The 24,425-nt window shown below is 58.9% G+C and carries 18 protein-coding genes; 8 read left to right on the top strand and 10 right to left on the bottom strand.

What is annotated here, in order from left to right; genetic code table 11:
- Positions 1-18: 18 nt before the first annotated feature.
- From RHM68_RS09385 to RHM68_RS09370, 4 genes are all read right to left on the bottom strand, one after another.
- Positions 19-255, bottom strand: a complete 237-nt coding sequence (locus RHM68_RS09385; RefSeq protein WP_322222205.1) for a DUF1653 domain-containing protein — start codon at positions 253-255, stop codon at positions 19-21.
- 99 nt (positions 256-354) lie between these two features.
- Positions 355-1,530, bottom strand: a complete 1,176-nt coding sequence (fadA, locus tag RHM68_RS09380; RefSeq protein WP_010456360.1) for an acetyl-CoA C-acyltransferase FadA — start codon at positions 1,528-1,530, stop codon at positions 355-357.
- A 32-nt stretch (positions 1,531-1,562) separates the two neighbouring features.
- The gene (fadB, locus tag RHM68_RS09375; RefSeq protein WP_322222203.1) at positions 1,563-3,710 is read right to left on the bottom strand and encodes a fatty acid oxidation complex subunit alpha FadB; all 2,148 of its coding nucleotides are present in this window, start codon (positions 3,708-3,710) and stop codon (positions 1,563-1,565) included.
- Between the two features lie 541 nt (positions 3,711-4,251).
- Positions 4,252-4,689 carry a hypothetical protein gene (locus tag RHM68_RS09370; protein ID WP_322222200.1) on the bottom strand — a complete coding sequence of 146 codons (438 nt, stop codon included), beginning with the start codon at positions 4,687-4,689 and terminating at the stop codon, positions 4,252-4,254.
- Between the two features lie 103 nt (positions 4,690-4,792).
- Between RHM68_RS09370 and RHM68_RS09365 the strand changes: the two genes are divergently transcribed.
- Positions 4,793-5,230: a universal stress protein gene (locus RHM68_RS09365; protein ID WP_322222197.1), complete on the top strand. Its 438-nt coding sequence runs from the start codon at positions 4,793-4,795 to the stop codon at positions 5,228-5,230.
- A gap of 73 nt (positions 5,231-5,303) precedes the next feature.
- Here the strand turns inward: RHM68_RS09365 and RHM68_RS09360 are convergent, their stop codons facing one another.
- Complete coding sequence (locus RHM68_RS09360) at positions 5,304-7,220, bottom strand: ATP-binding cassette domain-containing protein (protein ID WP_322222195.1); 1,917 nt, start codon at positions 7,218-7,220, stop codon at positions 5,304-5,306.
- Between the two features lie 212 nt (positions 7,221-7,432).
- On the opposite strand from RHM68_RS09360, the gene RHM68_RS09355 reads away from it, so the two are divergent.
- A complete protein-coding gene (locus tag RHM68_RS09355; RefSeq protein WP_322222192.1) occupies positions 7,433-9,361 on the top strand; it encodes a transglycosylase SLT domain-containing protein in 1,929 nt (642 codons plus the stop codon).
- An 86-nt stretch (positions 9,362-9,447) separates the two neighbouring features.
- On the opposite strand, the gene RHM68_RS09350 is transcribed toward RHM68_RS09355, so the two are convergent.
- On the bottom strand, positions 9,448-11,241 hold the full coding sequence (locus tag RHM68_RS09350) for an ABC transporter transmembrane domain-containing protein (RefSeq protein ID WP_322222189.1): 1,794 nt from the start codon (positions 11,239-11,241) through the stop codon (positions 9,448-9,450).
- A 259-nt stretch (positions 11,242-11,500) separates the two neighbouring features.
- Here RHM68_RS09350 and RHM68_RS09345 point away from each other — a divergent pair, with 259 nt between their 5' ends.
- The gene (locus tag RHM68_RS09345; protein ID WP_322222187.1) at positions 11,501-11,680 is read left to right on the top strand and encodes a PA1571 family protein; all 180 of its coding nucleotides are present in this window, start codon (positions 11,501-11,503) and stop codon (positions 11,678-11,680) included.
- Between the two features lie 80 nt (positions 11,681-11,760).
- Here the strand turns inward: RHM68_RS09345 and pdxB are convergent, their stop codons facing one another.
- Entirely contained in the window at positions 11,761-12,903 is a 1,143-nt protein-coding gene (gene pdxB / locus RHM68_RS09340; protein ID WP_322222184.1) for a 4-phosphoerythronate dehydrogenase PdxB, read from the bottom strand.
- A 224-nt stretch (positions 12,904-13,127) separates the two neighbouring features.
- Between pdxB and RHM68_RS09335 the strand changes: the two genes are divergently transcribed.
- Positions 13,128-14,537, top strand: coding sequence for an MATE family efflux transporter (locus RHM68_RS09335; RefSeq protein ID WP_322222181.1), 1,410 nt, complete (start codon positions 13,128-13,130; stop codon positions 14,535-14,537).
- Here RHM68_RS09335 and tusA read toward each other — a convergent pair.
- Together tusA and rlmM are read right to left on the bottom strand one after the other, a co-directional pair.
- Positions 14,534-14,785 carry a sulfurtransferase TusA gene (tusA, locus tag RHM68_RS09330; protein WP_322222178.1) on the bottom strand — a complete coding sequence of 84 codons (252 nt, stop codon included), beginning with the start codon at positions 14,783-14,785 and terminating at the stop codon, positions 14,534-14,536. The genes RHM68_RS09335 and tusA overlap by 4 nt on opposite strands.
- An 86-nt stretch (positions 14,786-14,871) precedes the next feature.
- A complete protein-coding gene (gene rlmM / locus RHM68_RS09325; RefSeq protein WP_322222176.1) occupies positions 14,872-15,945 on the bottom strand; it encodes a 23S rRNA (cytidine(2498)-2'-O)-methyltransferase RlmM in 1,074 nt (357 codons plus the stop codon).
- A 223-nt stretch (positions 15,946-16,168) separates the two neighbouring features.
- Between rlmM and acnA the strand changes: the two genes are divergently transcribed.
- The 3 genes from acnA (at position 16,169) to RHM68_RS09310 (ending at position 22,046) form a co-directional block, all read left to right on the top strand.
- The gene (gene acnA, locus RHM68_RS09320) at positions 16,169-18,910 is read left to right on the top strand and encodes an aconitate hydratase AcnA (protein ID WP_322222174.1); all 2,742 of its coding nucleotides are present in this window, start codon (positions 16,169-16,171) and stop codon (positions 18,908-18,910) included.
- Positions 18,911-19,584: 674 nt separating this feature from the next.
- Complete coding sequence (locus RHM68_RS09315; RefSeq protein ID WP_322222172.1) at positions 19,585-20,376, top strand: CPBP family intramembrane glutamic endopeptidase; 792 nt, start codon at positions 19,585-19,587, stop codon at positions 20,374-20,376.
- 104 nt (positions 20,377-20,480) lie between these two features.
- Positions 20,481-22,046 (top strand): PAS domain-containing methyl-accepting chemotaxis protein, encoded by a 1,566-nt coding sequence (locus RHM68_RS09310; protein WP_322222168.1) that lies wholly within the window; start codon positions 20,481-20,483, stop codon positions 22,044-22,046.
- A 177-nt stretch (positions 22,047-22,223) separates the two neighbouring features.
- Here RHM68_RS09310 and RHM68_RS09305 read toward each other — a convergent pair whose 3' ends face one another.
- Complete coding sequence (locus RHM68_RS09305) at positions 22,224-22,901, bottom strand: alpha/beta family hydrolase (RefSeq protein ID WP_322222166.1); 678 nt, start codon at positions 22,899-22,901, stop codon at positions 22,224-22,226.
- 98 nt (positions 22,902-22,999) lie between these two features.
- Between RHM68_RS09305 and ccoN the strand changes: the two genes are divergently transcribed.
- Positions 23,000-24,424, top strand: a complete 1,425-nt coding sequence (ccoN, locus tag RHM68_RS09300; protein WP_322222162.1) for a cytochrome-c oxidase, cbb3-type subunit I — start codon at positions 23,000-23,002, stop codon at positions 24,422-24,424.
- The last annotated feature ends 1 nt before the right edge of the window (position 24,425 follow it).

The raw sequence follows: 24,425 nt of genomic DNA, 5'->3' as shown, positions 1-24,425 counted from the left end.
GTTCTGCGCGCACTCCCCTTATGGCCTGGAAAAAAGACTCGGTTCGGCTTGCACCAAAGCAAAGCGTGGGACCTGTTCGCCGTCAACCTCGACCGACTCCAGAAACATACTCAAGGGACGCACCCAAAAGCCGTAATCGCCATACAGGGCTTGATAGAAGACCACTTCTTCTTCGGTCTCAGAGTGCCGCGCAACATTGAATACACGGTACTGCGGACCTTTGTAATGTTGGTAGAGCCCAGGTGATATCGGCATGCGTTGGCCCCCTCTCAAATCTTTTCAAAATAAAAACAAAAATAAATTCAGAAAAACAAAAACCGGGGCACTTGGCCCCGGCTTCCATCAACGAGACGCTTAAACGCGTTCGAAGACGGTGGAGATGCCTTGGCCGAGACCAATGCACATGGTAGCCACCCCGAAGGTGCCGCCATTTTGCTTCATAACGTTCAGCAACGTGCCGGAGATACGCGCACCGGAGCACCCAAACGGGTGACCCAAGGCAATCGCGCCGCCGTGCAGGTTAACCTTCTCGTTCATCTTGTCGAGTACTTTCAAATCTTTCAGCACTGGCAGTGCCTGTGCGGCGAAAGCTTCGTTGAGCTCGAAGAAGTCGATGTCGTTGATGCCAAGGCCCGCGCGCTTCAGTGCTTTTTGGGTCGCAGGTACGGGACCATAGCCCATGATCGCCGGGTCCACACCTGCCACTGCCATCGAACGAATCACTGCCAAAGGCTGAATACCCAGGTCTTGAGCACGCTGCGCCGACATTACGATCATGCACGAAGCACCATCTGTGATCTGCGACGAAGTACCGGCTGTGACGGTGCCGCCCTTTGGATTGAAAGCAGGCTTCAGAGCCGCCAGGCTTTCGAGGGTAGTTTCCGGACGAATGGTTTCGTCGTAGTCGAACAGTTTCAGGAAACCGTTCTCGTCGTAGCCCTGCATCGGGATGATTTCGTCTTTGAACTTGCCTTCCAGGGTCGCCTTGTGAGCGAGCTGGTGCGAGCGCACGCCGAAAGCGTCCTGTTGTTCGCGGGTGATGCCGTGCATTTTGCCCAGCATTTCAGCGGTCAGGCCCATCATGCCCGAGGCTTTCGCCGCGTACAGGGACATGTGCGGGTTCGGATCGACACCGTGCATCATGCTCACGTGACCCATATGCTCGACGCCACCCACCACGAACACGTCACCGTTGCCGGTCATGATCGCTTGCGCAGCTGTGTGCAGCGCGCTCATCGACGAGCCACACAAACGGCTGACAGTCTGGCCAGCAGCGGTGTGCGGAATCTGAGTCATCAGGGACGCCATTCGCGCGATGTTCCAGCCCTGCTCCAGGGTCTGGTTTACGCAGCCCCAGATCACGTCTTCGACTTCGTTCGGGTCAACCTTGACGTTGCGTTCCAGCAATTTGCTGATCAGGTGCGCCGACATATCTTCGGCGCGGGTGTTGCGGTGCATGCCGCCCTTGGAGCGGCCCATCGGAGTACGACCGAAGTCGACAATCACGACGTCTCTTGGATTCAAGCTCATAAAATTTCACTCTCGCTCAAGTGTTGGGACGCTTAACCGAAGAACCGTTGGCCGGTTTTGGCCATTTCACGCAGTTTTGCGGTCGGGTGGTACAGCGCGCCCAAATCAGCGTACTGGTCAGCCAGGGCAACGAACTCTGCAACACCGACCGAGTCGATGTAACGCAGCGCACCGCCACGGAATGGAGGGAAACCAATACCGTAGACCAGACCCATGTCGGCTTCGGCGGCGGTTTCGACGATGCCATCTTCCAGGCAACGCACGGTTTCCAGACACAGCGGGATCATCATCCAGTTGATGATGTCTTCGTCAGTGACTTCGCGCTGCTCGTAAACGATAGGCTTGAGCACTTCCAGCACCGACGGATCGGCGACTTTCTTCTGCTTGCCTTTCTTGTCGGCCTCGTAAGCGTAGAAACCCTTGCCGTTCTTCTGGCCCAGGCGTTTGGCTTCGTAGAGCACGTCGATGGCCGAGCGGCGGTCGTCTTTCATGCGGTCCGGGAAGCCTTCAGCCATCACGTCACGACCGTGGTGGCCGGTGTCGATGCCGACCACGTCCATCAGGTATGCAGGGCCCATTGGCCAACCGAATTTCTCCATGACCTTATCGATACGGACAAAGTCCACACCGGCGCTGACCAGCTTGGCAAAGCCGCCGAAGTACGGGAACAGCACGCGGTTGACGAGGAAGCCCGGGCAATCGTTAACGACGATCGGGTTCTTGCCCATTTTCTTGGCGTAGGCAACGGTGGTGGCAACAGCCAGCTCGCTGGACTTCTCGCCGCGAATCACTTCAACCAACGGCATCATGTGTACCGGGTTAAAGAAGTGCATACCGACGAAGTTTTCCGGACGCTTGAGGGCTTTGGCCAACAAAGTAATGGAAATAGTCGAGGTATTCGAGGCGAGGATGGTGTCCTCTTTAACATTGTCTTCGACTTCGGCCAGCACAGCCTGCTTGACCTTAGGGTTCTCGACAACGGCTTCAACCACCAAATCCACGTGACCGAAATCACCGTAGGACAGGGTTGGACGAATGGCATTAAGCACTTCGGCCATTTTCGCCGGGGTCATACGACCCTTATCAACGCGACCGACCAGCAGCTTGGCGGCTTCAGCCAGCCCCTGCTCAATACCGTGCTCGTTGATGTCTTTCATCAGGATCGGCGTACCTTTGGAGGCCGACTGATAAGCAATACCGCCACCCATGATGCCAGCGCCCAGTACGGCAGCCTGCTTAACATCTTTGGCGATCTCGTCGTAGGCCTTGGCCTTTTTCTTCAATTCCTGATCGTTCAGAAACAGACCGATCAAGCTCTGGGCAGCAGAGGTCTTGGCCAGCTTGACGAAACCGGTGGCTTCGATTTCCAGCGCCTTGTCACGACCGAAGTTAGCGGCTTTCTGGATGGTCTTGATCGCCTCGACCGGCGCCGGGTAGTTCGGGCCAGCTTGACCGGCTACAAACCCTTTGGCGGTTTCAAAGGCCATCATTTGTTCGATGGCATTCAGCCTCAACTTTTCCAGCTTCGGCTGACGTTTGGCCTTGAAGTCAAACTCGCCGGAGATGGCGCGCTTGACCAGTTCAAGCGCCGCTTCCTGAAGCTTCTCAGGTGCAACCACCGCATCCACAGCGCCGACTTTAAGCGCGTCTTCAGGACGGTTTTCCTTACCGGAGGCGATCCACTCGATGGCGTTATCGGCACCGATGAGGCGCGGCAAACGAACAGTACCGCCGAAGCCTGGGTAGATGCCCAGCTTAACTTCTGGCAGACCAATCTTGGCCTTGGTGGACATGACGCGGAAATCTGCCGCCAAGCACATCTCCAGACCGCCACCCAAGGCAATGCCGTTGATCGCGGCAACAGTCGGGACGTCGAGGTCTTCGAAATCGCTGAAAATCTTGTTGGCTTCGAGGTTGCCTGCAACAAGCTCTGCATCAGGCAGCTTGAAGTTTTCGACAAATTCGGTGATGTCGGCGCCGACGATGAATACGTCCTTGCCGCTGCTGACGATCACACCTTTGATCGAAGCATCTGCCTTGATGGCGTCTACGGCCTGACGCAGTTCGTTCAGGGTTAGACGGTTGAACTTGTTGACGGACTCACCCTTGAGGTCGAATTTCAATTCGACGATGCCACTTTCAAGAGCCGTAACCGTGATGGCTTTACCTTCGTAAATCATCAACTGATCTCCACGATATGGAAGCTGAACAGTACACGTCGGACGCAGGTAAATGGTTCGGCAGGGACGCTTATCGTCGATGCTGACAACCATCTACCCGGCACACCCGCCAACGCGATAGTCGGGATTCTGTAGGAGCGGTCTGTAATACAAACGCTCAATTCATACGCCCGTTTGATTTGGGTACGTCACCTTCACGGAATTTCCGACAATTGTCAATCGCCCAAAATAAGGGTTGAAACTCGACTTTGCGGTCACTTCTGTACTGCCGAGGCTCGCAACACGCAGATGCATATGAGCCCATTCATAAGATCAATACTTAGAAAAGTCGCCCTAATTCGCGACCACTTACGTTTAAGCAGCTACGCTTGCCGGACATTGAGGAAAATAGTTGCACGCTTTTAGCGAATGCTCGGCGTTAGATCGGCACCAAAATGAACTTCCGGCCTGCCTGGCCAACCCCAGCCCGATGATGATGTCGGGCTTTTTATTGCCTGTCTGCCGGACGTTTCGCCCTATTGCAGCGCGAAATTTCCGTAAATCACGCCAGCGCTTTCAGCGCTGCATCAATATCCTGCAAAACGCTCGCCTCGCCTTTCTCTCCCCAATACAACGTAATCATCTGCTTGTCCGCCTCCACCTTGTAGACGTTGGCCGGCAACTTTTCGAAATGGATGAGCAACACGCGATCCTCACAGACTTCCTGCCATTGATTGACCCAGACGCCGGGCGACTTCTGCCAATAACTCCAGCACGCGGGCTCGCGCCCACGACGCGGCCGATGATACTGAGCACAAGGGCTCGGTGGCTCGTGGCTAAGCCAGTGCGGCCACTCCTGAGGCGCCAGCTGCATGGCCAACCCGATGCGCCTCGCCTCCATGCGTAAAGCCATGCGACCGCTCTGGTGGCGAGAGGGTCGCAACCACGCCAGAGGACTCAGCACTACCAGCAGGATTGACACCACTATCCAGACCGTCATATCTGTACTCCCGATTCTTGATGAGCGCATTGAGTCGCTTGGGAACCAATGCGCTTGAAACCAGCCATACTTACCAACATTGCATCCTCAGGAGGAGCACCTCATGCCCTACACCCACATTCTGGTCGCTGTAGACCTTACCGAAGAGTGCGATCCTGTTATCAAGCGCGCGCGTGAATTGTCAGTAGGCAGTGGCGCGAAGCTGTCGCTGGTGCATATTGTCGAGCCAATGGCGATGGCGTTTGGCGGCGACGTGCCGATGGACCTGTCCCAGCTACAGCAGCAACAGTTCGACCAGGCCAAGGAACGCCTGGACCGACTCATTCTCAAGTACCCGGAACTCTCCAGAGAGTACAGCCACCTGACCTACGGCCAGCCTCGACAAGAGATTCACCACCTGGCAAAAGAGCAAAGCTGCGACCTGATCGTGGTAGGCAGCCATGGCCGGCACGGCTTGGCACTGCTACTGGGCTCGACCGCCAACGACGTGCTACACGGTGCGCCATGCGACGTACTCGCGGTGCGCCTGGTCAAAAACTGACAAAGCAACGTTACTGGATATGAAAAGCCCGGCGTTCATCACTGAACGCCGGGCTTTTTTAAAGCAGCATCAATCAGGCATCCAGCTCGGCCCAGCGCTCGACCAGCACGTCGAGTTCAGCCTGCAATTGCTCAAGCTGAGCAATCACCGCAGCCGTTTCGGCAGCAGGGCGCTGATAGAACGTGGCGTCTGCCATCTGCGCTTCAACCGCAGCAATCTGCTGCTCCTTGGCGTCGATATCGCCCGGCAACATCTCTAGTTCACGCTGCAACTTGTAGCTGAGCTTCTTCTTCGCCACTGGCACTTCCACCGCAGCGGCTGGCGCAGCTTCGGCCGCTACGACGGCGGAGGTCAGGTCGGCTTTGCCGGACTTGCTCTCTGTCACGCCCAGCAGGCGCGGCGAGCCGCCTTGGCGCAGCCAGTCCTGGTACCCACCCACGTATTCGCGGACCTTACCTTCACCTTCGAAGACCAAGGTACTGGTCACTACGTTGTCGAGGAATGCCCGGTCGTGGCTGACCATCAGCACGGTGCCGTTGAAAGTCAGCAAGACCTCTTCCAGCAGCTCGAGGGTTTCCACGTCGAGGTCGTTGGTCGGCTCGTCGAGTACCAGCAGGTTCGCTGGCTTGCTGAACAGTTTGGCCAGCAACAGGCGAGCACGCTCACCACCGGACAGCGCCTTGACCGGCGTGCGGGCACGCTGCGGGCTGAACAGGAAGTCGCCGAGGTAGCTCAGCACGTGACGGCTCTGACCATCGATATCGATGAAGTCGCGACCTTCGGCCACGTTGTCGATCACCGTCTTTTCCAGGTCCAACTGGTGGCGCAACTGGTCGAAGTAAGCCACGTCGATGCGCGTCCCTTCTTCTACGGTGCCGCTGGTTGGCTGCAGACCGTTGAGCATCAGTTTGAGCAAGGTTGTCTTGCCGGTGCCGTTGGCGCCCAGCAGACCGATGCGGTCGCCACGCTGCAGAACCATCGAGAAATCCTTGATCAGGAATGGGCCGCCCGGGTGAGCAAAACTCACGTTCTCGAGGACCATCACCTGCTTGCCAGACTTGTCGGCGGTATCCAGCTGAATGTTGGCTTTGCCGGTGCGTTCACGACGCTCGCTGCGCTCGTTGCGCAGCGCTTTCAGAGCGCGCACGCGGCCTTCGTTACGGGTGCGGCGAGCCTTGATGCCCTGGCGGATCCAGACTTCTTCCTGGGCCAGTTTCTTATCGAACAATGCGTTGGCAGTATCTTCAGCTGCCAGCGAAGCCTCTTTATGCACCAGGAAACTGGCGTAGTCGCCGTTCCAGTCGATCAGGCCGCCGCGATCCAGTTCGAGGATGCGCGTCGCAAGGTTTTGCAGGAAAGAACGGTCGTGCGTGATGAACAGCACAGCGCCCTGGAAATCCTTCAGCGCTTCTTCGAGCCAGGCAATGGCACCGATGTCCAGGTGGTTAGTCGGTTCGTCGAGCAGCAGCAGGTCCGGCTCGGAAACCAGGGCCTGAGCCAGCAGGACGCGGCGACGCCAGCCGCCGGACAACTCGGCGAGGGTCTTGTCCGCCGGCAACTGCAAACGGCTCAAAGTGCTGTCTACCAATTGCTGCAAACGCCAGCCGTCACGGGCCTCAAGGTCTTGCTGGACGTGCATCAGTTTGTCCAGGTCGGCGTCGGTAACGATGTTCTGGCTCAGGTGGTGATACTGCGCAAGCAGCTCGCCTACACCGTCCAGGCCTTCAGCTACTACGTCGAACACAGTCCGCCCGTCGGCTACCGGCAGTTCTTGCGGCAATTCGCCAATTTTGAGGCCAGGTGCGCGCCAAACAGAGCCGTCATCGGGCTTCTGGTCGCCCTTGACGAGCTTCATCATGCTGGACTTGCCAGTGCCATTGCGGCCGATGATGCACACCCGCTCACCACGGGCGATCTGCCAGGACACCTTGTCCAACAACGGCATAGAGCCGAAAGCAAGGGACACATCGCTGAATTTGAGCAGGGTCATGAGCTTCTCCAAAAACCGGGCGCGCATTCTACCTGACTTGAGGCGTCAGAAGGCCGGCAATTTCAATGAGCAAGCACTCTGCCTAACAAATGTTGCGATCTTGCGCCGACAGGCCGGCAAAGCTTTCGCCGGTTGCTGGCAAAAGGCTAAGCTACAGGCAATCAGTGTCGGCGTTGCCGGCACTTGTCATGATTTCTCTGCCCGGATGTCTCATGCGCAGTCGCCTTTTTAGTCTTTTATCGTGCTTGCTTCTTTCTGCCTCTGCCATTCAATCCGCCCAGGCGGTAGACCTGTCCACCCAGCGCCAATATTACGATGAAGCCAAGCGCGCGCTGGCCAACGGCGACACCGGTCCGTATTTTCGCTACAGCCAGGCGCTGAGTGACTACCCGCTGGAGCCGTACCTGGCGTATGACGAACTGACCGCGCGGTTGAAAACCGCAAGCAACGAGGAAATCGAAAAATTCCTCGCCGAACACGGAGACCTTCCGCAAGCCAACTGGATGAAACTGCGCTGGCTGCGCTGGCTGGCTGATCGCGGCGACTGGGCGCCCTTCGTCAAATATTACGACCCCAAGCTCAACTTCACCGAACTGGACTGTCTGAACGCGCAGTACCAGATCAGCCACAATCAGAAGGCCGAAGGCTATGCCAACGCTGAAAACCTCTGGCTAACCGGCAAATCCCAGCCCGCCTCTTGTGATGGCTTGTTCGGAATGTGGGCCGCCGAAGGTCAACTGACTGAACAGAAACGCTGGGAACGCACCAAACTCGCCGCCCAGGCACGCAACTATCCACTGGCCAACAGCCTGGTAAACGGCCTCACCACCCTCGCCCCGCGCGGTCGCTTGCTGGTAGACGTGGCGCAGAAACCCGAGTTGCTCAATCAGCCTTCGCGTTTTATCCCCGCCGATGAACCGATGTCCGACATCGTCAGCCTCGGCCTGCGTCGCCTCGCCCGCCAGGATCCGGACAAGGCCATGGCCCTGCTCGACGGCTATGCCAGCAGCATGCATTTCTCTCGTGATGAAAAGGTTGCCATTGCACGGGAAATCGGTCTGACGCTCGCCAGGCGTTTCGACAGCCGTGCGCTGGACGTGATGACTCAATATGACCCCGAGTTGCGAGACAACACCGTCTCCGAATGGCGCCTGCGCCTGCTGCTGCGCCTGGCCCGCTGGGACGACGCGTATAAGTTGACCTTGCGCCTGCCGCAGGACCTGGCCACCACCAATCGCTGGCGCTACTGGCAGGCCCGCAGCCTGGAACTCGCGCAGCCGCAGAACCCGCAAGCGCAAACACTTTACAAAACCCTCGCCCGTGAACGTGATTTTTACGGTTTCCTCGCGGCCGACCGCTCGCAATCTCCCTACTCGGTGGTCAACAAACCCTTGGTGCTCAGCCAGGCCACCATTAACAAGGTACGCAACACACCCGGCGTGCGTCGCGCCCTGGAGTTCCACGCGCGAGGACAAGTCGTCGATGGTCGTCGTGAGTGGTATTACGTCAGCCGTCATTTCAACCGCGACGAAATGGTCGCCCAAGCAAAACTGGCCTACGACCTGAAATGGTATTTCCCGGCGATCCGCACCATCAGTCAGGCGCAGTACTGGGATGACCTGGACATCCGTTTCCCGATGGCTCACCGCGACACGCTGGTGCGTGAAGCCAAGGTCCGCGGCTTGCACTCAAGCTGGGTGTTCGCCATTACCCGCCAGGAAAGTGCCTTCATGGACGACGCCCGCTCCGGCGTTGGCGCCAGCGGCCTGATGCAACTGATGCCCGGCACTGCCAAGGAAACCGCGCGCAAGTTCAGCATCCCACTGGCCTCACCGCAGCAAGTACTCGACCCGGACAAGAATATCCAGCTCGGCGCCGCGTACCTGAGCCAGGTTCATAGCCAGTTCAACGGCAACCGCGTGCTCGCTTCCGCTGCCTACAACGCCGGCCCAGGCCGTGTGCGCCAATGGCTTCGAGGCGCCGACCACCTGAGTTTCGACGTCTGGGTGGAAAGCATCCCGTTCGACGAAACCCGTCAGTACGTGCAAAACGTGCTGTCGTACTCGGTGATCTACGGCCAGAAGCTCAACTCGCCACAACCGCTGGTGGATTGGCATGAGCGCTACTTTGACGATCAATGATCGTCCTCTGCCTCTGCTCTGAGCCATAAAAAAATGCCCGCATCAAGGGATGCGGGCATTTTTTTGGCCTTTACTGACGCGCTGACTTAGTCAGTGACCGGGTCGACCCGCACATCGTGCCCATCACTGAACTGCAACGCCGCCAGCCGCGCATACAACGCATTGCTCGCCACCAACGCCTGATGCGTTCCCACCGCCACTAGTTTTCCCTGGTCCATCACCGCGATGCGGTCGGCGTTTTTCACAGTGGCCAGGCGATGGGCAATGACCAGGGTGGTACGGTTCTTCATCAGGTTTGGCAGTGCTTGCTGGATCAAGTGCTCGCTCTGGGCGTCGAGGGCACTGGTGGCTTCGTCCAGCAGCAGGATCGGCGCGTCCACCAACAGCGCCCTTGCGATGGCCAGGCGCTGACGCTGGCCGCCGGACAAGCCGAGGCCACCGTCACCCAAGTGAGTCTGGTAGCCGTTGGGCATTTGCTCGATGAAGTCGTGAGCGTAGGCGATTTTCGCCGCTTCCTGGACTTGCGCCAGCGTCGCCGTCGGGTTGCCGTAGCGGATGTTCTCTTCAATGCTGCCAAAGAACAGCGCCGGGGTTTGCGAAACCAGGGCGAAGCAGCGGCGCAGGTCCAGTGGATCAAGCTGAGTCAGCGGCACACCATCCAGCAGGATGCGCCCCTCGACCGGGTCGTAAAAACGCAGCAGCAAGTCATACACCGTCGATTTACCCGCCCCGGAAGGTCCGACCAGCGCGAGGGTTTCACCGGCGTTGATGGTCAGGCTCAAGCCATCGACCGCGTAGCTTTCCGGACGCGAAGGGTAGGAAAAGCGTACCGACTCAAGCCTCAGCTCACCTTTAACCCGTGCGGGCAACGTCACCAGCCCAGTGGCGGGCGGCAGGATGATGTTCTCCGAGCGCAGCAATTCGGCAATCCGCTCCGCGGCTCCGGCGGCACGCTGCAGTTCGCCAATCACTTCACTCAATGTGCCAAAGGCACTGCCGACAATCAGGCTGTAGAAGACAAACGCCGCCAATTCGCCACCGGAAATACGCCCGGCGATCACATCCATTCCGCCGACCCAAAGCATGACGCCCACCGCCCCGAGCACCAGCAAGATCACCAACGTAATCAACCAGGAACGCTGGACGATACGCTTGCGAGCCGTGTCGAATGCCTCTTCAACGGTCACCGCAAAACGTCGCTCATCCTGTAACTGATGATTGTAGGCCTGCACGGTCTTGATCTGGGCCAGGGTTTCGGAGACGTAACTGCCGACATCGGCAATCCGGTCCTGGCTCGCGCGCGACAGGCTGCGCACCCGCCGACCGAAAATCAGGATCGGCGCAACCACCAGCGGTAAGGCAATCACCACGATACTGGTCAGCTTGGGGTTGGTGATAAACAGCAACACGATCCCGCCGATGACCATCAGCAAATTACGCAGAAACAGTGACAACGAAGAGCCGATCACCGATTGCAGCAACGTCGTATCGGTGGTCAGCCGTGACTGGATCTCGGAGCTGCGGTTGTCCTCGTAGAATCCTGGGTGCAGATAAATCAGATGGTTGAACACCTGGCGACGGATGTCGGCTACACATCGCTCGCCAATCCATGACACCAGGTAAAAACGCGCGAAAGTACCAATGGCCAGCCCCACCACCAGCACCATGAACAAACCAATTGACTGGTTGAGCAAGTGTGGCGACTGGGTCATGAAACCTTGGTCCACCAGCAGTCGAATGCCCTGCCCCATGGACAAGGTAATGCCTGCGGTGACGATCAACGCCAGCAAAGCACCGAAGGCCTGCCAGCGATAGGGCGCAACGAAACGACTGGCCAGGCGAATGGCACGACGGTGACGTGAGGAAAGTATGGAGATCATCCGGTAGCCCAATGACAGAAATTGACACCGACCAGCCTACACTCGTCGCCCCCCTGGAACTCTGTAAATCACAATGAGTCGGTTTAAATATGACCGCCAAGACTAGGGGCTAGACGCTAACGGTCTAAAGTCCGACTGGCAACGTTGCGGGATTTCTGGTGGAGTAAAGCTGCCGACCCGGAAAGATCGCAGGGAGTTGTCACAGCCCGGTCACCTGGCGGTTTTAGAGTAAGCACACAACCTGATGAGGAGACAGGCCATGTCCTTGCAACACAGCAGCGATGACAAGATTCAAGTGATCCGCACACAGCCAGAGCAGTCTCTGGGTTGCTCGATTATTGATGCACAAGGGCGTGAAGTACCGATCACTGAAGCCATGATCCAGAACGCTTGCAGCGAACTGGAAAAGCGATTGGTCAAGCCTGCCGAACAAGAGTGATATAGCCACCGTCTTCTTGACCCGGCCCTGATTGGCCGGGTTTTTTATATGCGCCAGCCTGGAAAACAGGGCGTGTGGTCCTAGATAGGCATCGCGCCCAACGCCACCACGATCTGACGCAGCGCCGGCGAATCCCCATCAATGCGCACCTGCAACCCATCAATTTCACGCCGCTGCGGGTAGTGCTTGCGCAACGCATCAAACGCCGCACGCTGCTCGTTCACATTGCCGACAAGACTGCGGCGAAAATCTGCATCGTCGCGGCGCGGGTCGTACACACCGCGGCACAGCATCGCCAGCGCCCAGGCCGGATCGCTGTCAGCGTTCAAGGACACCTGCGACAACCATGGTGCGGGCAACAAATCGCTCAGGCGCACCTGAGCCGGTTGCCCGAGGAACTCACAAAACGCCTGATAAATCTGCGCCGTGCCACGTTGCTTGCCGTCGAGGCTGTAACCGGCGATGTGAGGCGTCGCCAACACACAGAGTTCGGCCAGCGCCACATCGACTTGCGGCTCACCCTCCCAGACATCCAGCACGGCTTGCAGGTCTTCACGCTGCAGCAATACCTGACGCAGGGCCGCGTTATCGACCACCGGGCCACGACTGGCGTTAATTAACCAGGTGCCGGACTTGAGTTGGTTCAAACGAGATTTATCGAACAGGTGCCAGGTTGACTGCGCGCCGTGTTTCTTCAAAGGCGTGTGCAAACTGATGACGTCGCACTGTTCAAGGAGGTGTTCGAGGCTGACGTAATCACCGCCTTCAGCCGCTTGCCTAGGTGGGTCGCAGACCAGCACGTTCCAGCCGAGGCCTCGCAGCACCTTGACCAGGCGCCCGCCCACTTCACCCGCACCGACCACGCCGTAGGTGCGCTGGGTCAAGTCGACCCCTTCGATCTCAGCCAGGGTCAACAGGCTGCCGAGTACATAATCGACCACGCCGCGGGCGTTGCAACCGGGCGCGCTGGACCACGTAATGCCGGCTTGCTGAAAGTAGTCCAGGTCCAAGTGATCGGTGCCTATGGTGCAGGTGCCGACAAACCGCACCTTACTGCCTTCAAGCAATGCGCGGTTGACGTTGGTCACTGAACGCACCAGCAAAACGTCGGCCTGCTCAACCGTGGCACGGTCGATGGACCGCCCCGGTACTCGGCGAATTTCACCAAAACCTTCAAAAAAGGCATCAAGCAGCGGGATATTTTCGTCGGCAACAATCAGCATGGCGGGGCTCCTTTGGCTGATCGGCAGTGTAGGCGCAGATGAAGGTGATGGGCCAGCAGGCATTGCACAGCACTAGGCTGGCGACCTGGTTCATCGTGTGGTGAGGGAATGTCGACACCGCCAGCAAAACATTACAAATCCCTAACACAGCCCTTTTCCTGACCGTAGCGTCAACGGGTAGAATGCGCGACCTCGCGCATCAAATACCCTTGGACGCTTTGCCTGTGAACTCCGTAACTAAACGCACCGCCACACCCGCCCTAAAACGCCCCGCCCGGGTTCGTCTGGAGCTGAAAAACTTGCTCGCCCTGGCGCTGCCGATCATGATCGCGCAGCTGGCGACCACCGCCATGGGCTTCGTCGATGCGGTGATGGCAGGCCGGGTCGGCCCACGCGACCTCGCAGCCGTAGCGCTGGGCAATTCGATCTGGGTCCCGGTGTTTCTGTTGATGACCGGCACCCTGCTGGCCACCACGCCAAAAGTCGCCCAACGCTTCGGGGCTGGTGCCCACCACGAGATCGGCCCGGTCGTGCGCCAGGCGTTGTGGCTCGCGCTCGTGGTCGGTGTGATGGCAACCGGCATGCTGCTCGCGGCCGAACCGATCCTGCACATCATGAAGGTCGATCCCGAACTGATCGGCCCCTGCATGCAGTACCTGCACGGCATCGCCAGTGGTTTGCCGGCTGTCGCGCTGTACCACGTGTTGCGCTGTTTCAGCGACGGACTGGGCCGTACCCGGCCAGCAATGGTGCTGGGCCTGTGCGGCCTGGCGCTGAACATTCCGCTGAACTACGTGTTCATTTATGGCCACTTCGGCGTGCCGGCCATGGGTGGCGTCGGCTGCGGCTGGGCCACGGCCATCGTCATGTGGGTGATGGCACTCGGCATGGCCGGTTGGGAGCGCTGGGCACCGGCCTATCAGTCGAGTCAGTTGTTCAGCCGTTTCGACTGGCCGCAATGGACGGTCATCAAACGCCTGCTGAGCATCGGTTTGCCCATCGGCATCGCGGTGTTTGCCGAGTCGAGCATCTTTGCCGTGATTGCGCTGCTGATCGGCAGCCTCGGCGCGACCGTGGTGGCCGGGCACCAAATCGCCCTGAACTTCAGTTCGCTGGTGTTCATGATCCCCTACTCCCTAGGCATGGCCGTGACCGTGCGCGTCGGTCAGGCGCTGGGCCGTGAAGAGCCGCGCGAGGCACGTTTTGCCGCCGGTGTCGGCATGGGCACCGCCCTCGCCTACGCCTGCCTTTCCGCGAGCATGATGCTGTTGCTACGCGAACACATCGCGACGATCTACACCTCCGACCCCGTGGTGATCCATGTTGCGTCGATGCTGATTGTGTATTCGGCGCTGTTCCAGTTCTCGGACGCGATCCAGGTCACAGCAGCCGGGGCGCTGCGCGGTTATCAGGACACGCGGGTAACGATGATCCTGACCCTGTTCGCCTACTGGGGCATTGGTTTGCCGGTGGGTTACGCGTTGGGCCTCACCGATTGGCTCGGTGCGCCCAGCGGCCCTAGCGGCTTGTGGCAAGGGCTGATCGTGGGCCTGAGTTGCGCAGCGCTGATGCTGTCGATCCGCCTGACGCGCAGCGCCCGTAAGCGGATACGCTTCAGCCAGTCGGTGGGTTAAGCGAGCTTCTTGCGAATCCAGTAGAGGTAGGTGCCTGCCTCTTCGTGCTGCGCGACCAACTCGTGATCGAGGAACACACAAAACTTCGGGATATCGCGACGGGTCGACGGATCGGTGGCGATCACTTTGAGCAGGCCACCGGGCACCAGATCACGAATGTGCTGGTGCAGCATCATCACCGGCTCCGGGCAATTAAGACCCGTGGCATCAAGGGTGCCGTCTACCGGCGCATCAAGCATTTCACTCATGATTCACTCCTGAAACTGGCCCGCATTATCGGGTTTGCGTCATCTAAGGTTTGCACCGCACCTGTGGTTTGAGTCAACGCTGATGCTCAGCGGGACTTAGGCTTCTTCACATCGATCCGACGCAGGTGGCACGTCACTTCTTCACGGTCGTGATACAGCTGCTTGCAGCCAATCTCGACCCGAATCCCGCGGTCCTTGAAGCCGTCGGCAATGCGTTCCAGCAAGCGCTTCACTTCGGCATAGCGCTGCTTCATCGGCAGCTTGAGGTTGACGACTGCTTCGCGGCAATGGCCCTCGCCAATCCACTCTTCCAGCATCGCGGCATTGCGCGCCGGCTTCTCGACGATGTCGCAGACCATCCAGTCCACCGGCTGCCGGGGTTTGAAGGTAAAACCGTCGGCCATCAAATGCTGCACCAGGCCCGTGTCCATCAGGCTTTCGGCCATCGGACCGTTGTCGATGGCGGTCACCAGCATGCCACGATTGACCAGTTGCCAGGTCCAGCCGCCAGGAGCTGCCCCCAAGTCAACGGCGGTCATATCGCTGTGCAAGCGTTCGTCCCATTGGTCGCGCGGGATAAAGTGGTGCCAGGCCTCCTCCAGCTTCAAGGTCGAACGGCTTGGCGCATCACGGGGGAATTTCAACCGGGGAATCCCCATCGGCCACATCGCCGAGTTATTTGACTCAGCCAGCCCCATGAACACTTCGCGACCACTTTTGAAGGTCAGTAACAGGCGCGGCTTCTGAGGATCCTCTACCAACTTGCCAGCCGCCATCAGCGCCTTGCGCAGGTGGCCTTCAAATTTTTTGCAGAAGTTCGACAGCTCCTTGCCATCATTGGTATCGACCATTTCCAGCCACAGGCTGCCGCACAGCGGGAAGTCAGTCATGTGCGCGAGGATGACGCTGATACGGTCGGTTTCCGGCAAATCGATGAAGATCCCACGCGCCCATTGCCGTGGAAAAATCAGCTCGGCGAAACGCTGACCGCGCATCAGGCGCTCGGCGCCGTCTTCTTCGGTACAGACGAACTCGGCGCAGGCGCTGGCGGCTTTGGCCTTGGCATAACCGGCCACATTCAGCCGAGCGGCGTGTTCGGAAATCTCGGAGCAGACTTCGCCTTCGAAGCCCGGCCGGCAATGCATAAAGAGGGTGTTCATTCTTACTCCTGGGCAGATGGCGAAGAATTCAACCACTGCGCGATGCCCAGACTTGCGTTGAAGCAAAGCCTGTCACGAAAACCGGCGCATGATAGCCGAGTTCGGAACCTTGGACTTGTCCATACAGTCCAGTTATTAGCTTTAACCCATGAACAGGGCTAGGTTAAAGGCTCTGTCTGTCCCGCCAGTCCGTAGCCGTGCGGACCTCAAGGAGTCATTTCAAATGCCGTCCCTCGATAGCCTGAAAACCCTTAAGACCTTACACATCGACGACAAGACCTATCACTATTTCAGTCTGCCCGACGCGGCCAAGCGCCTCGGTGATCTCGACAAGCTGCCCATGTCGTTGAAAGTGTTGCTGGAAAATCTGCTGCGCTGGGAAGACGAAAAAACCGTCACTGGCGCCGACCTAAAAGCCATTGCCGCTTGGCTCAAGGAGCGCCGCTCCGACCGCGAAATTCAATACCGCCCTGCCCGCGTCTTAATGCAGGACTTTACCGGTGTACCCGCCGTGGTCGACCTGGCGGCCATGCGCGCCGCCATGGCCAAGGCCGGCGGCGACCCGCAGCGGATCAACCCGCTGTCGCCGGTGGACTTGGTGATCGACCACTCCGTAATGGTCGACAAATTCGCCAGTAGCAGCGCTTTCGAACAGAACGTCGACATCGAAATGCAGCGCAACGGCGAGCGTTACGCCTTCCTGCGCTGGGGCCAAAATGCCTTCGACAATTTCAGCGTGGTGCCGCCGGGCACAGGGATCTGCCACCAGGTGAACCTGGAGTACCTCGGGCGCACGGTCTGGACCAAGGACGAGGACGGGCGCACCTATGCCTTCCCCGACACCTTGGTCGGCACCGACTCCCACACCACCATGATCAATGGCCTCGGCGTGCTCGGCTGGGGCGTAGGCGGGATCGAAGCGGAGGCGGCGATGCTCGGCCAACCGGTGTCGATGCTGATTCCGGAAGTGATCGGCTTCAAACTTACCGGCAAGCTCAAGGAAGGCATCACGGCCACCGACCTGGTGCTGACCGTGACCCAGATGCTGCGCAAGAAAGGCGTGGTCGGCAAGTTCGTCGAATTCTACGGCGACGGCCTCGCTGACCTGCCGCTGGCCGACCGCGCGACCATCGCCAACATGGCCCCGGAGTATGGCGCCACGTGCGGTTTCTTCCCGGTGGATGACGTGACGCTGGACTACCTGCGCCTGTCTGGCCGCCCGCCTGCGGTGGTCAAACTGGTGGAGGCGTACACCAAAGCTCAAGGCTTGTGGCGCCTGCCAGGCACAGAACCGATGTTCACCGACAGCCTAGCCCTGGACATGGGCAGTGTCGAAGCCAGCCTCGCTGGGCCAAAACGCCCGCAGGACCGCGTATCGCTGCCGAATGTGGCCCAGGCCTTCAGCGACTTCCTCGGTCTGCAATTCAAACCCACCAGCAAGGAAGAGGGTCGCCTTGAAAGCGAGGGCGGCGGCGGAGTCGCGGTGGGCAATGCCGATTTGATTGGCGAAGCGGACTACGAGTCTGAGGGCCGCACCTACCGCCTGAAAAACGGCGCGGTGGTCATCGCAGCGATCACTTCCTGCACCAACACTTCAAACCCCAGCGTAATGATGGCCGCCGGACTGGTGGCGAAAAAAGCCGTGGAGAAAGGCCTCAAACGCAAACCGTGGGTCAAGACGTCGTTGGCCCCAGGCTCCAAAGTGGTCACCGACTACTACAAAGCCGCCGGCCTCACGCAGTACCTCGATGAACTCGGTTTCGCCTTGGTGGGTTACGGTTGCACCACCTGCATCGGCAACTCCGGGCCGTTGCCAGAACCGATCGAGAAAGCCATCCAGAAAGCCGATCTGGCCGTGGCCTCGGTCTTGTCCGGCAACCGCAACTTTGAAGGTCGGGTGCATCCACTGGTAAAAACCAACTGGCTGGCCTCTCCGCCGCTGGTCGTCGCCTATGCTCTGGCCGGCACGGTACGCCTCGATATCAGCAGCGATTCACTGGGCGATGACCAGGACGGCAATCCGGTTTATTTGCGCGACATCTGGCCCAGCAGCGAGGAGATCGCCGACGCGGTGAGCCAGGTCAACACCGCGATGTTCCACAAGGAATACGCCGAGGTGTTTGCCGGTGACGAACAGTGGCAAGCCATCGACGTGCCGCAAGCCGCGACCTATGTCTGGCAGGAGGACTCAACGTACATCCAACATCCGCCGTTCTTCGATGACATCAGCGGCCCGCCACCGGTTATTCAAGACGTAAAAAAAGCTAACATCCTGGCCCTGCTTGGCGACTCGGTGACCACCGACCACATCTCCCCAGCCGGCAACATCAAGGTCGACAGCCCCGCCGGCCACTACCTACGTGAAAAAGGCGTAGAGCCCCGCGACTTCAACTCTTATGGCTCCCGGCGCGGCAACCATGAAGTGATGATGCGCGGCACCTTCGCCAACATCCGCATTCGCAATGAAATGCTCGGTGGCGAAGAAGGGGGGAACACGCTCTATATTCCGAGCGGCGAAAAACTGCCGATCTACGACGCAGCCATGCGCTATCAAGCGTCCGGCACGCCACTGGTGGTGATTGCCGGGCAAGAGTACGGCACCGGATCGAGTCGCGACTGGGCCGCCAAAGGCACCAATTTGCTGGGGGTAAAAGCGGTCATCGCCGAGAGCTTTGAACGGATTCACCGCTCCAACCTGGTGGGCATGGGCGTCTTGCCGCTGCAATTCAAGCTGGATCAGAACCGCAAGAGCCTGAACCTCACCGGCAAGGAGACCGTGGATATCCTCGGTTTAACCGAGGTGGACGTGACACCACGAATGAACCTGACGCTGGTCATCACCCGCGAAGACGGCAGCCACGAGAAAATCGAGGTGCTGTGCCGGATCGATACGCTGAACGAGGTGGAATACTTCAAGGCCGGAGGGATCTTGCATTACGTGCTGCGACAGTTGATTGCTTCATAACCCACTGCGGCCATAAACACCGCCCTCGGTTAATCCCCCATCGGGGAATACATCGTTAGGGCTTTTTCAGGCAGTTACCGCATCAATACCCCTCTACGAGGGGTATTTTTTATCCGCAGATATGAAAGCCTTACCCACACTCACCGCGGCGTCTAGGCGAGATTCAATTGAGGATATTCACGAGACAAGAGTGCTCACCTTTGCCCAGTAAAAAAGCTCCTTGTCGATCATTGGCAGAGCTTCGCCAATGACGTCCGCTTTACGCGGGTCAGGGCCAGGGTCGACCAGGCGTCTGGAGGCAATGCCTCCAGCAAGAGTCGCGCAATAAAAAAAACGCCGACACCGCCGTTGGCGTTCGGAGGTTGCGGGGCCTTGAGATGTATTGGCACGTCGCAAGGTTTGTGGCTCAAAAGCCTGTGCCTGCCAGCGTTCCTTTTACTCACTCAGGAACGACATACCGGCAGGGTATAAGACCCGAAGACGTGTTTTTGTTTGTGTCCTGGACCGAACAAAAATACCCTGCACGCCACCGGTCCGCCCGTAGGAGCGGGTTTGCCTGCAAAGACGTCGGCACATCCGGCATTGATGTCAGTTGACAGTCCGCCATCCCAGGCAAGCCTGCTCGCACCAAAGACCGCGCCACACCGCAAAAACTACCGACACAAGGACTTCACATGATCGCTCTGCCATGGCTTTACCTGGCACTTCTCTCCATCGGCTATGCCATGGCATTGATCTACGGTCATCTCGGGGGACTGGCCGCCCTCTCGCTCGGTCTGCTGATGTTCGCCGGTTTTGCTGTCCGCCAACAACAGGTCCAGCTCGGCCGCTACCTCGGCCACGCGCTCTTCATTCTCATGGCAACAGCCCTGCTGATGCATTGGCTTCCGGGCTTTCACAATGGTCGCGGCATCGATCCACAGCGCCTAACCGACGATGCAGTCCCCTTTTCCATGTACCTGAATCAGGACAAACCCCTGATCGGCTTTTGGCTGCTATTGATCTGCCCATGGATTGTCGGACGGCGCTCGTTGCGCCTGTCGCTCTATGCCACAGCGCTGGCACTGACACTAAGTACGGTGCTAGCCCTGGGTGGGGCGCTGGCACTGGGCGTGATCAGTTGGGCCCCGAAATGGCCTGATCAGGCCTGGCTATGGGTGCTGAACAACTTACTGCTGGTGACCCTGGTCGAGGAAGCGCTGTTTCGCGGCTATATCCAGGGCGGCCTGAGCCGGCGTTTGAAAAACCTGCCCTATGGCGAAAACCTTGCTCTGCTGCTCGCGTCGCTGGTGTTCGGCCTAGCGCACCTGGGCGCGGGCTGGCAATGGGCGTTGCTGGCGACTCTGGCCGGTGTCGGCTATGGTCTGGCCTACCGCTTCGGCGGTTTGGGCGCGGCCATTGCCACGCATTTCGGCCTGAACTTGCTGCATTTCGCGCTATTTACCTACCCGATGCTCGCGGGTTGATGCAACGGTGGTTTTGCGACGTGCTACTGAATTATTGAAAAATTATTTCAATAAATACCTGACAACGCCGACAACCTGTCAAAGCCTTGCGGATTGATAAAGCTATGCGTAACAACCAGCCCATTACACAACGCGAACGGACCTTCCCAGCTCAACAACGGTTGATTTCCACAACCGACGCCAAAGGCGTGATCACCTACTGCAACGACGCCTTCGTCGAAATCAGTGGGTTCTCCCGCGAAGAGCTAATCCGTGCACCGCACAACCTGGTCCGTCATCCCGACGTCCCGGCTGCAGTATTCGCGCACATGTGGGGCACATTGAAACAAGGCTTGCCATGGATGGGCATTGTCAAGAATCGCTGCAACACCGGTGACCACTATTGGGTCAATGCCTACGTCACGCCGGTGTTCGAAGGCAATCAGGTGGTCGGTTACGAGTCGGTGCGGGTCAAACCCACTGCCGAACAGATCCGTCGTGCCGAAGCGCTCTACCAACGCATCAACCAAGGCAAGTCGGCAATCCCTTCATCAGATAAATGGCTGCCGGTGCTGCAGGACTGGCTGCCATTCATTCTGGTCAGCCAACTGAGCTTCATGATCGGTGCCTCGCTCAACTCCCACTGGGGGTTTGCCTTGGCCGCCGGCCTCTCGGTGCCGCTGGGCCTGATGGGTTTGAGCTGGCAACAGCGCGGTCTCAAGCGCCTGCTGGTACTGGCCGGGCAAACCACCTCCGACCCGCTGATCGCGCAGATGTACACCGACAGCCGGGGCGCCCAGGCACGTCTGGAGATGTCGATCCTCAGCCAGGAAGCCCGCCTGAAAACCTGCCTGACCCGTTTGCAAGACACCGCCGAGCACCTGAACGAGCAAGCGAAGCAATCCGACACCTTGGCGCACAACAGTTCCAATGGCCTGGAGCGCCAGCGCGTTGAAACCGAACAGGTGGCGACCGCCGTAAATCAGATGGCTGCCACCACTCAGGAAGTCGCCAGCCACGTGCAGCGCACGGCCGATGCGACTCAGGAAGCCAATCGCCTGACCGGTCGAGGACGTGATATCGCCGGGGAAACGCGCGAAGCGATTCAGCGTTTGTCGGTCGTCGTCGGTGAAACGGGCCTGACCGTGACCCAGCTGGCCAAGGACAGCGACGAAATCGGTGGTGTGGTCGATGTAATCAAAGGCATTGCCGACCAGACCAACCTGCTGGCACTGAACGCCGCCATCGAAGCGGCTCGCGCCGGTGAAATGGGCCGTGGTTTTGCGGTTGTGGCCGATGAAGTACGACAACTGGCGCAACGCACCAGCGAGTCCACCGGGCAGATTCACGCCCTGATTGCCAAGCTGCAACAAACCGCCAACACGGCCGTGCAAACCATGGAGTCCGGCCATCGCCAGGCCGAAGAAGGTGTAGCGCGCGTATTGGAAGCCGACCAGGCACTGATCGGCATCAGCGAAGCAGTCGCGCACATCACCGACATGACCACGCAAATCGCCGCCGCGACCGAAGAGCAAAGCTCGGTGGCTGAGGAAATCAGCCGCAACATCAGCAACATCTCGCAATTGGCTGACCAAACCTCGGTACAGGCGCAACATTCCGCGCTGCTGAGTGAAGAGCTGACCAAAACCGCGAATACCCAGTATTCGTTGGTGGAGCGGTTTAACCGCTGATTGATGCTGGATAAAAAAACCCGGACAGCGACAGCTGTCCGGGTTAATGATTTTTATGGCCACAACGAAAGTGTTTCCTGAGCAGATCGCCATTGCGGGCAAGCCTGCTCACACAGGCGAATGGCTTCCAAATGTGCGAGCGGGCTCGCGAAGAGATCCTGACGGCCACCACAACGATCACAGCAGAAACTCGGCCACCTTCCCTGCCGCAGCCGCCAAATGCTGCTCATGGGTAAACCCCGAAGCCTTTAACGGCTTCAAATCGTGATCCCCCGCCACCAGCCAAAACGCTTCAATACTCGGCGATAACGTATACGCCTCGACAGCCTGACGATTACCCAGCGCATCACGCTCACCCTGGACGATCAAGGTCCGGGTCTTGAGCCCAGCCAAATGTTCGACCCGAGGCTTCTGCGGCTTACCCACCGCATAAAACGGATAGCCCAGGCACACCAGCGCATCCGCGCCCAATTCGTCTGCCAGCAAACTGGCCATCCGACCGCCCATGGACTTGCCGCCAATGGCCAGGCGCCCAGTGACATGACGTCGCACCACGGCATACACCTCACGCCAGCATTCCAGCAGTTTTGGCGCAGGATTGGGTGGACGTTTGCCACCCTCGACCCGTCGCTGCGCCATGTAGGGAAATTCAAAACGCAGCACGTTGATGCCGTGTGCAGCAAGGCGTGCGGCGATGTCACTCATCCAGGCGCTGTCCATCGGTGCCCCGGCGCCGTGAGCGAGGATCAACGTCGTGGACGAGGGGGCCGCCGCCGCATCCCACCACCAGCCATGTTGCGCCACGCACCGCCCCCATTGATCCCCGTCAATACTGGCCTTGTGCTCTTTGTCCATGCTTGCCTCGCTTTTAGTCTGCCTATAACTCCAGCCGAAGGAAGCGTCATTGCCTTGCGCAAACGCCTTCACTTCAGCTGAACCGTGGATGGGGAACCATGAACACTTCTATCAGTACCGCCTACAACTACAAGGTGGTCCGCCAATTCGCCATTATGACGGTGGTGTGGGGCATCGTCGGCATGGGGCTCGGGGTTTTTCTCGCTGCCCAGTTGGTTTGGCCGGAACTCAACTTCAACCTGCCGTGGACCAGTTTCGGGCGTCTGCGCCCGTTGCACACCAACGCGGTGATCTTCGCCTTCGGCGGTTGCGCCCTGTTCGCCAGTTCGTTTTATTCGGTGCAACGCACCTGTCAAACCCAACTATTCGCACCCAAGGTCGCCCAGTTCTGCTTCTGGGGCTGGCAACTGGTGATTGTGCTCGCGGCGATCAGCTTGCCGCTGGGTTACACCAGTTCCAAGGAATACGCTGAGCTGGAATGGCCGATCGACATTCTGATCACCATCGTCTGGGTCGCTTACGCCATCGTGTTCTTTGGCACGCTGGCCAAGCGCAAGACCAAGCACATTTACGTTGGTAACTGGTTCTTCGGTGCGTTCATCATCACCGTGGCAATTCTGCACATCGTCAACAACCTGGAAATTCCAGTCAGCCTGACCAAGTCCTACTCGATCTACGGCGGGGCAACCGACGCCATGGTTCAGTGGTGGTATGGCCACAACGCGGTTGGCTTCTTCCTGACTGCCGGCTTCCTGGGGATGATGTACTACTTCGTGCCGAAACAGGCCGAGCGTCCGGTGTATTCCTATCGCTTGTCGATCGTGCATTTCTGGGCACTGATCACCCTGTACATCTGGGCCGGCCCGCACCACTTGCACTACACCGCACTGCCGGACTGGGCGCAGTCACTGGGCATGGTGATGTCGCTGATCCTGTTGGCGCCAAGCTGGGGCGGGATGATCAACGGGATGATGACGCTCTCGGGCGCCTGGCATAAATTGCGCAGCGACCCGATCCTGCGCTTCCTGGTGGTCTCGTTGGCGTTCTACGGCATGTCGACCTTTGAAGGGCCGATGATGGCGATCAAAACGGTCAACGCTCTTTCCCACTACACCGACTGGACCATCGGCCACGTTCACGCCGGCGCACTCGGTTGGGTGGCGATGATTTCCATCGGCGCGCTGTACCACATGATCCCGAAAATCTTCGGCCGCCCACAAATGCACAGCGTCGGTCTGATCAACGCGCACTTCTGGCTCGCCACTATCGGCACCGTGCTCTACATCGCCTCGATGTGGGTCAACGGTATCGCACAGGGCCTCATGTGGCGCGCTGTCAACGAAGACGGCACGCTGACTTACTCCTTCGTCGAAACCCTGGTGGCCAGCCACCCAGGCTTCGTCGTGCGGCTGGTCGGCGGTGCGATCTTCTTCAGCGGCATGTTGCTGATGGCCTACAACACCTGGCGCACTGTGCAGGCCTCGCAGCCTGCCGAAGCCGCCGCTGCCGCGCAGATGGCTTGAG

The organism is Pseudomonas sp. DC1.2 (assembly GCF_034351645.1).
Taxonomy (GTDB): Bacteria; Pseudomonadota; Gammaproteobacteria; order Pseudomonadales; family Pseudomonadaceae; genus Aquipseudomonas.
The sequence above is the reverse complement of the archived record's forward strand: the minus strand, read 5'-3'. Positions and strand labels throughout refer to the sequence as shown.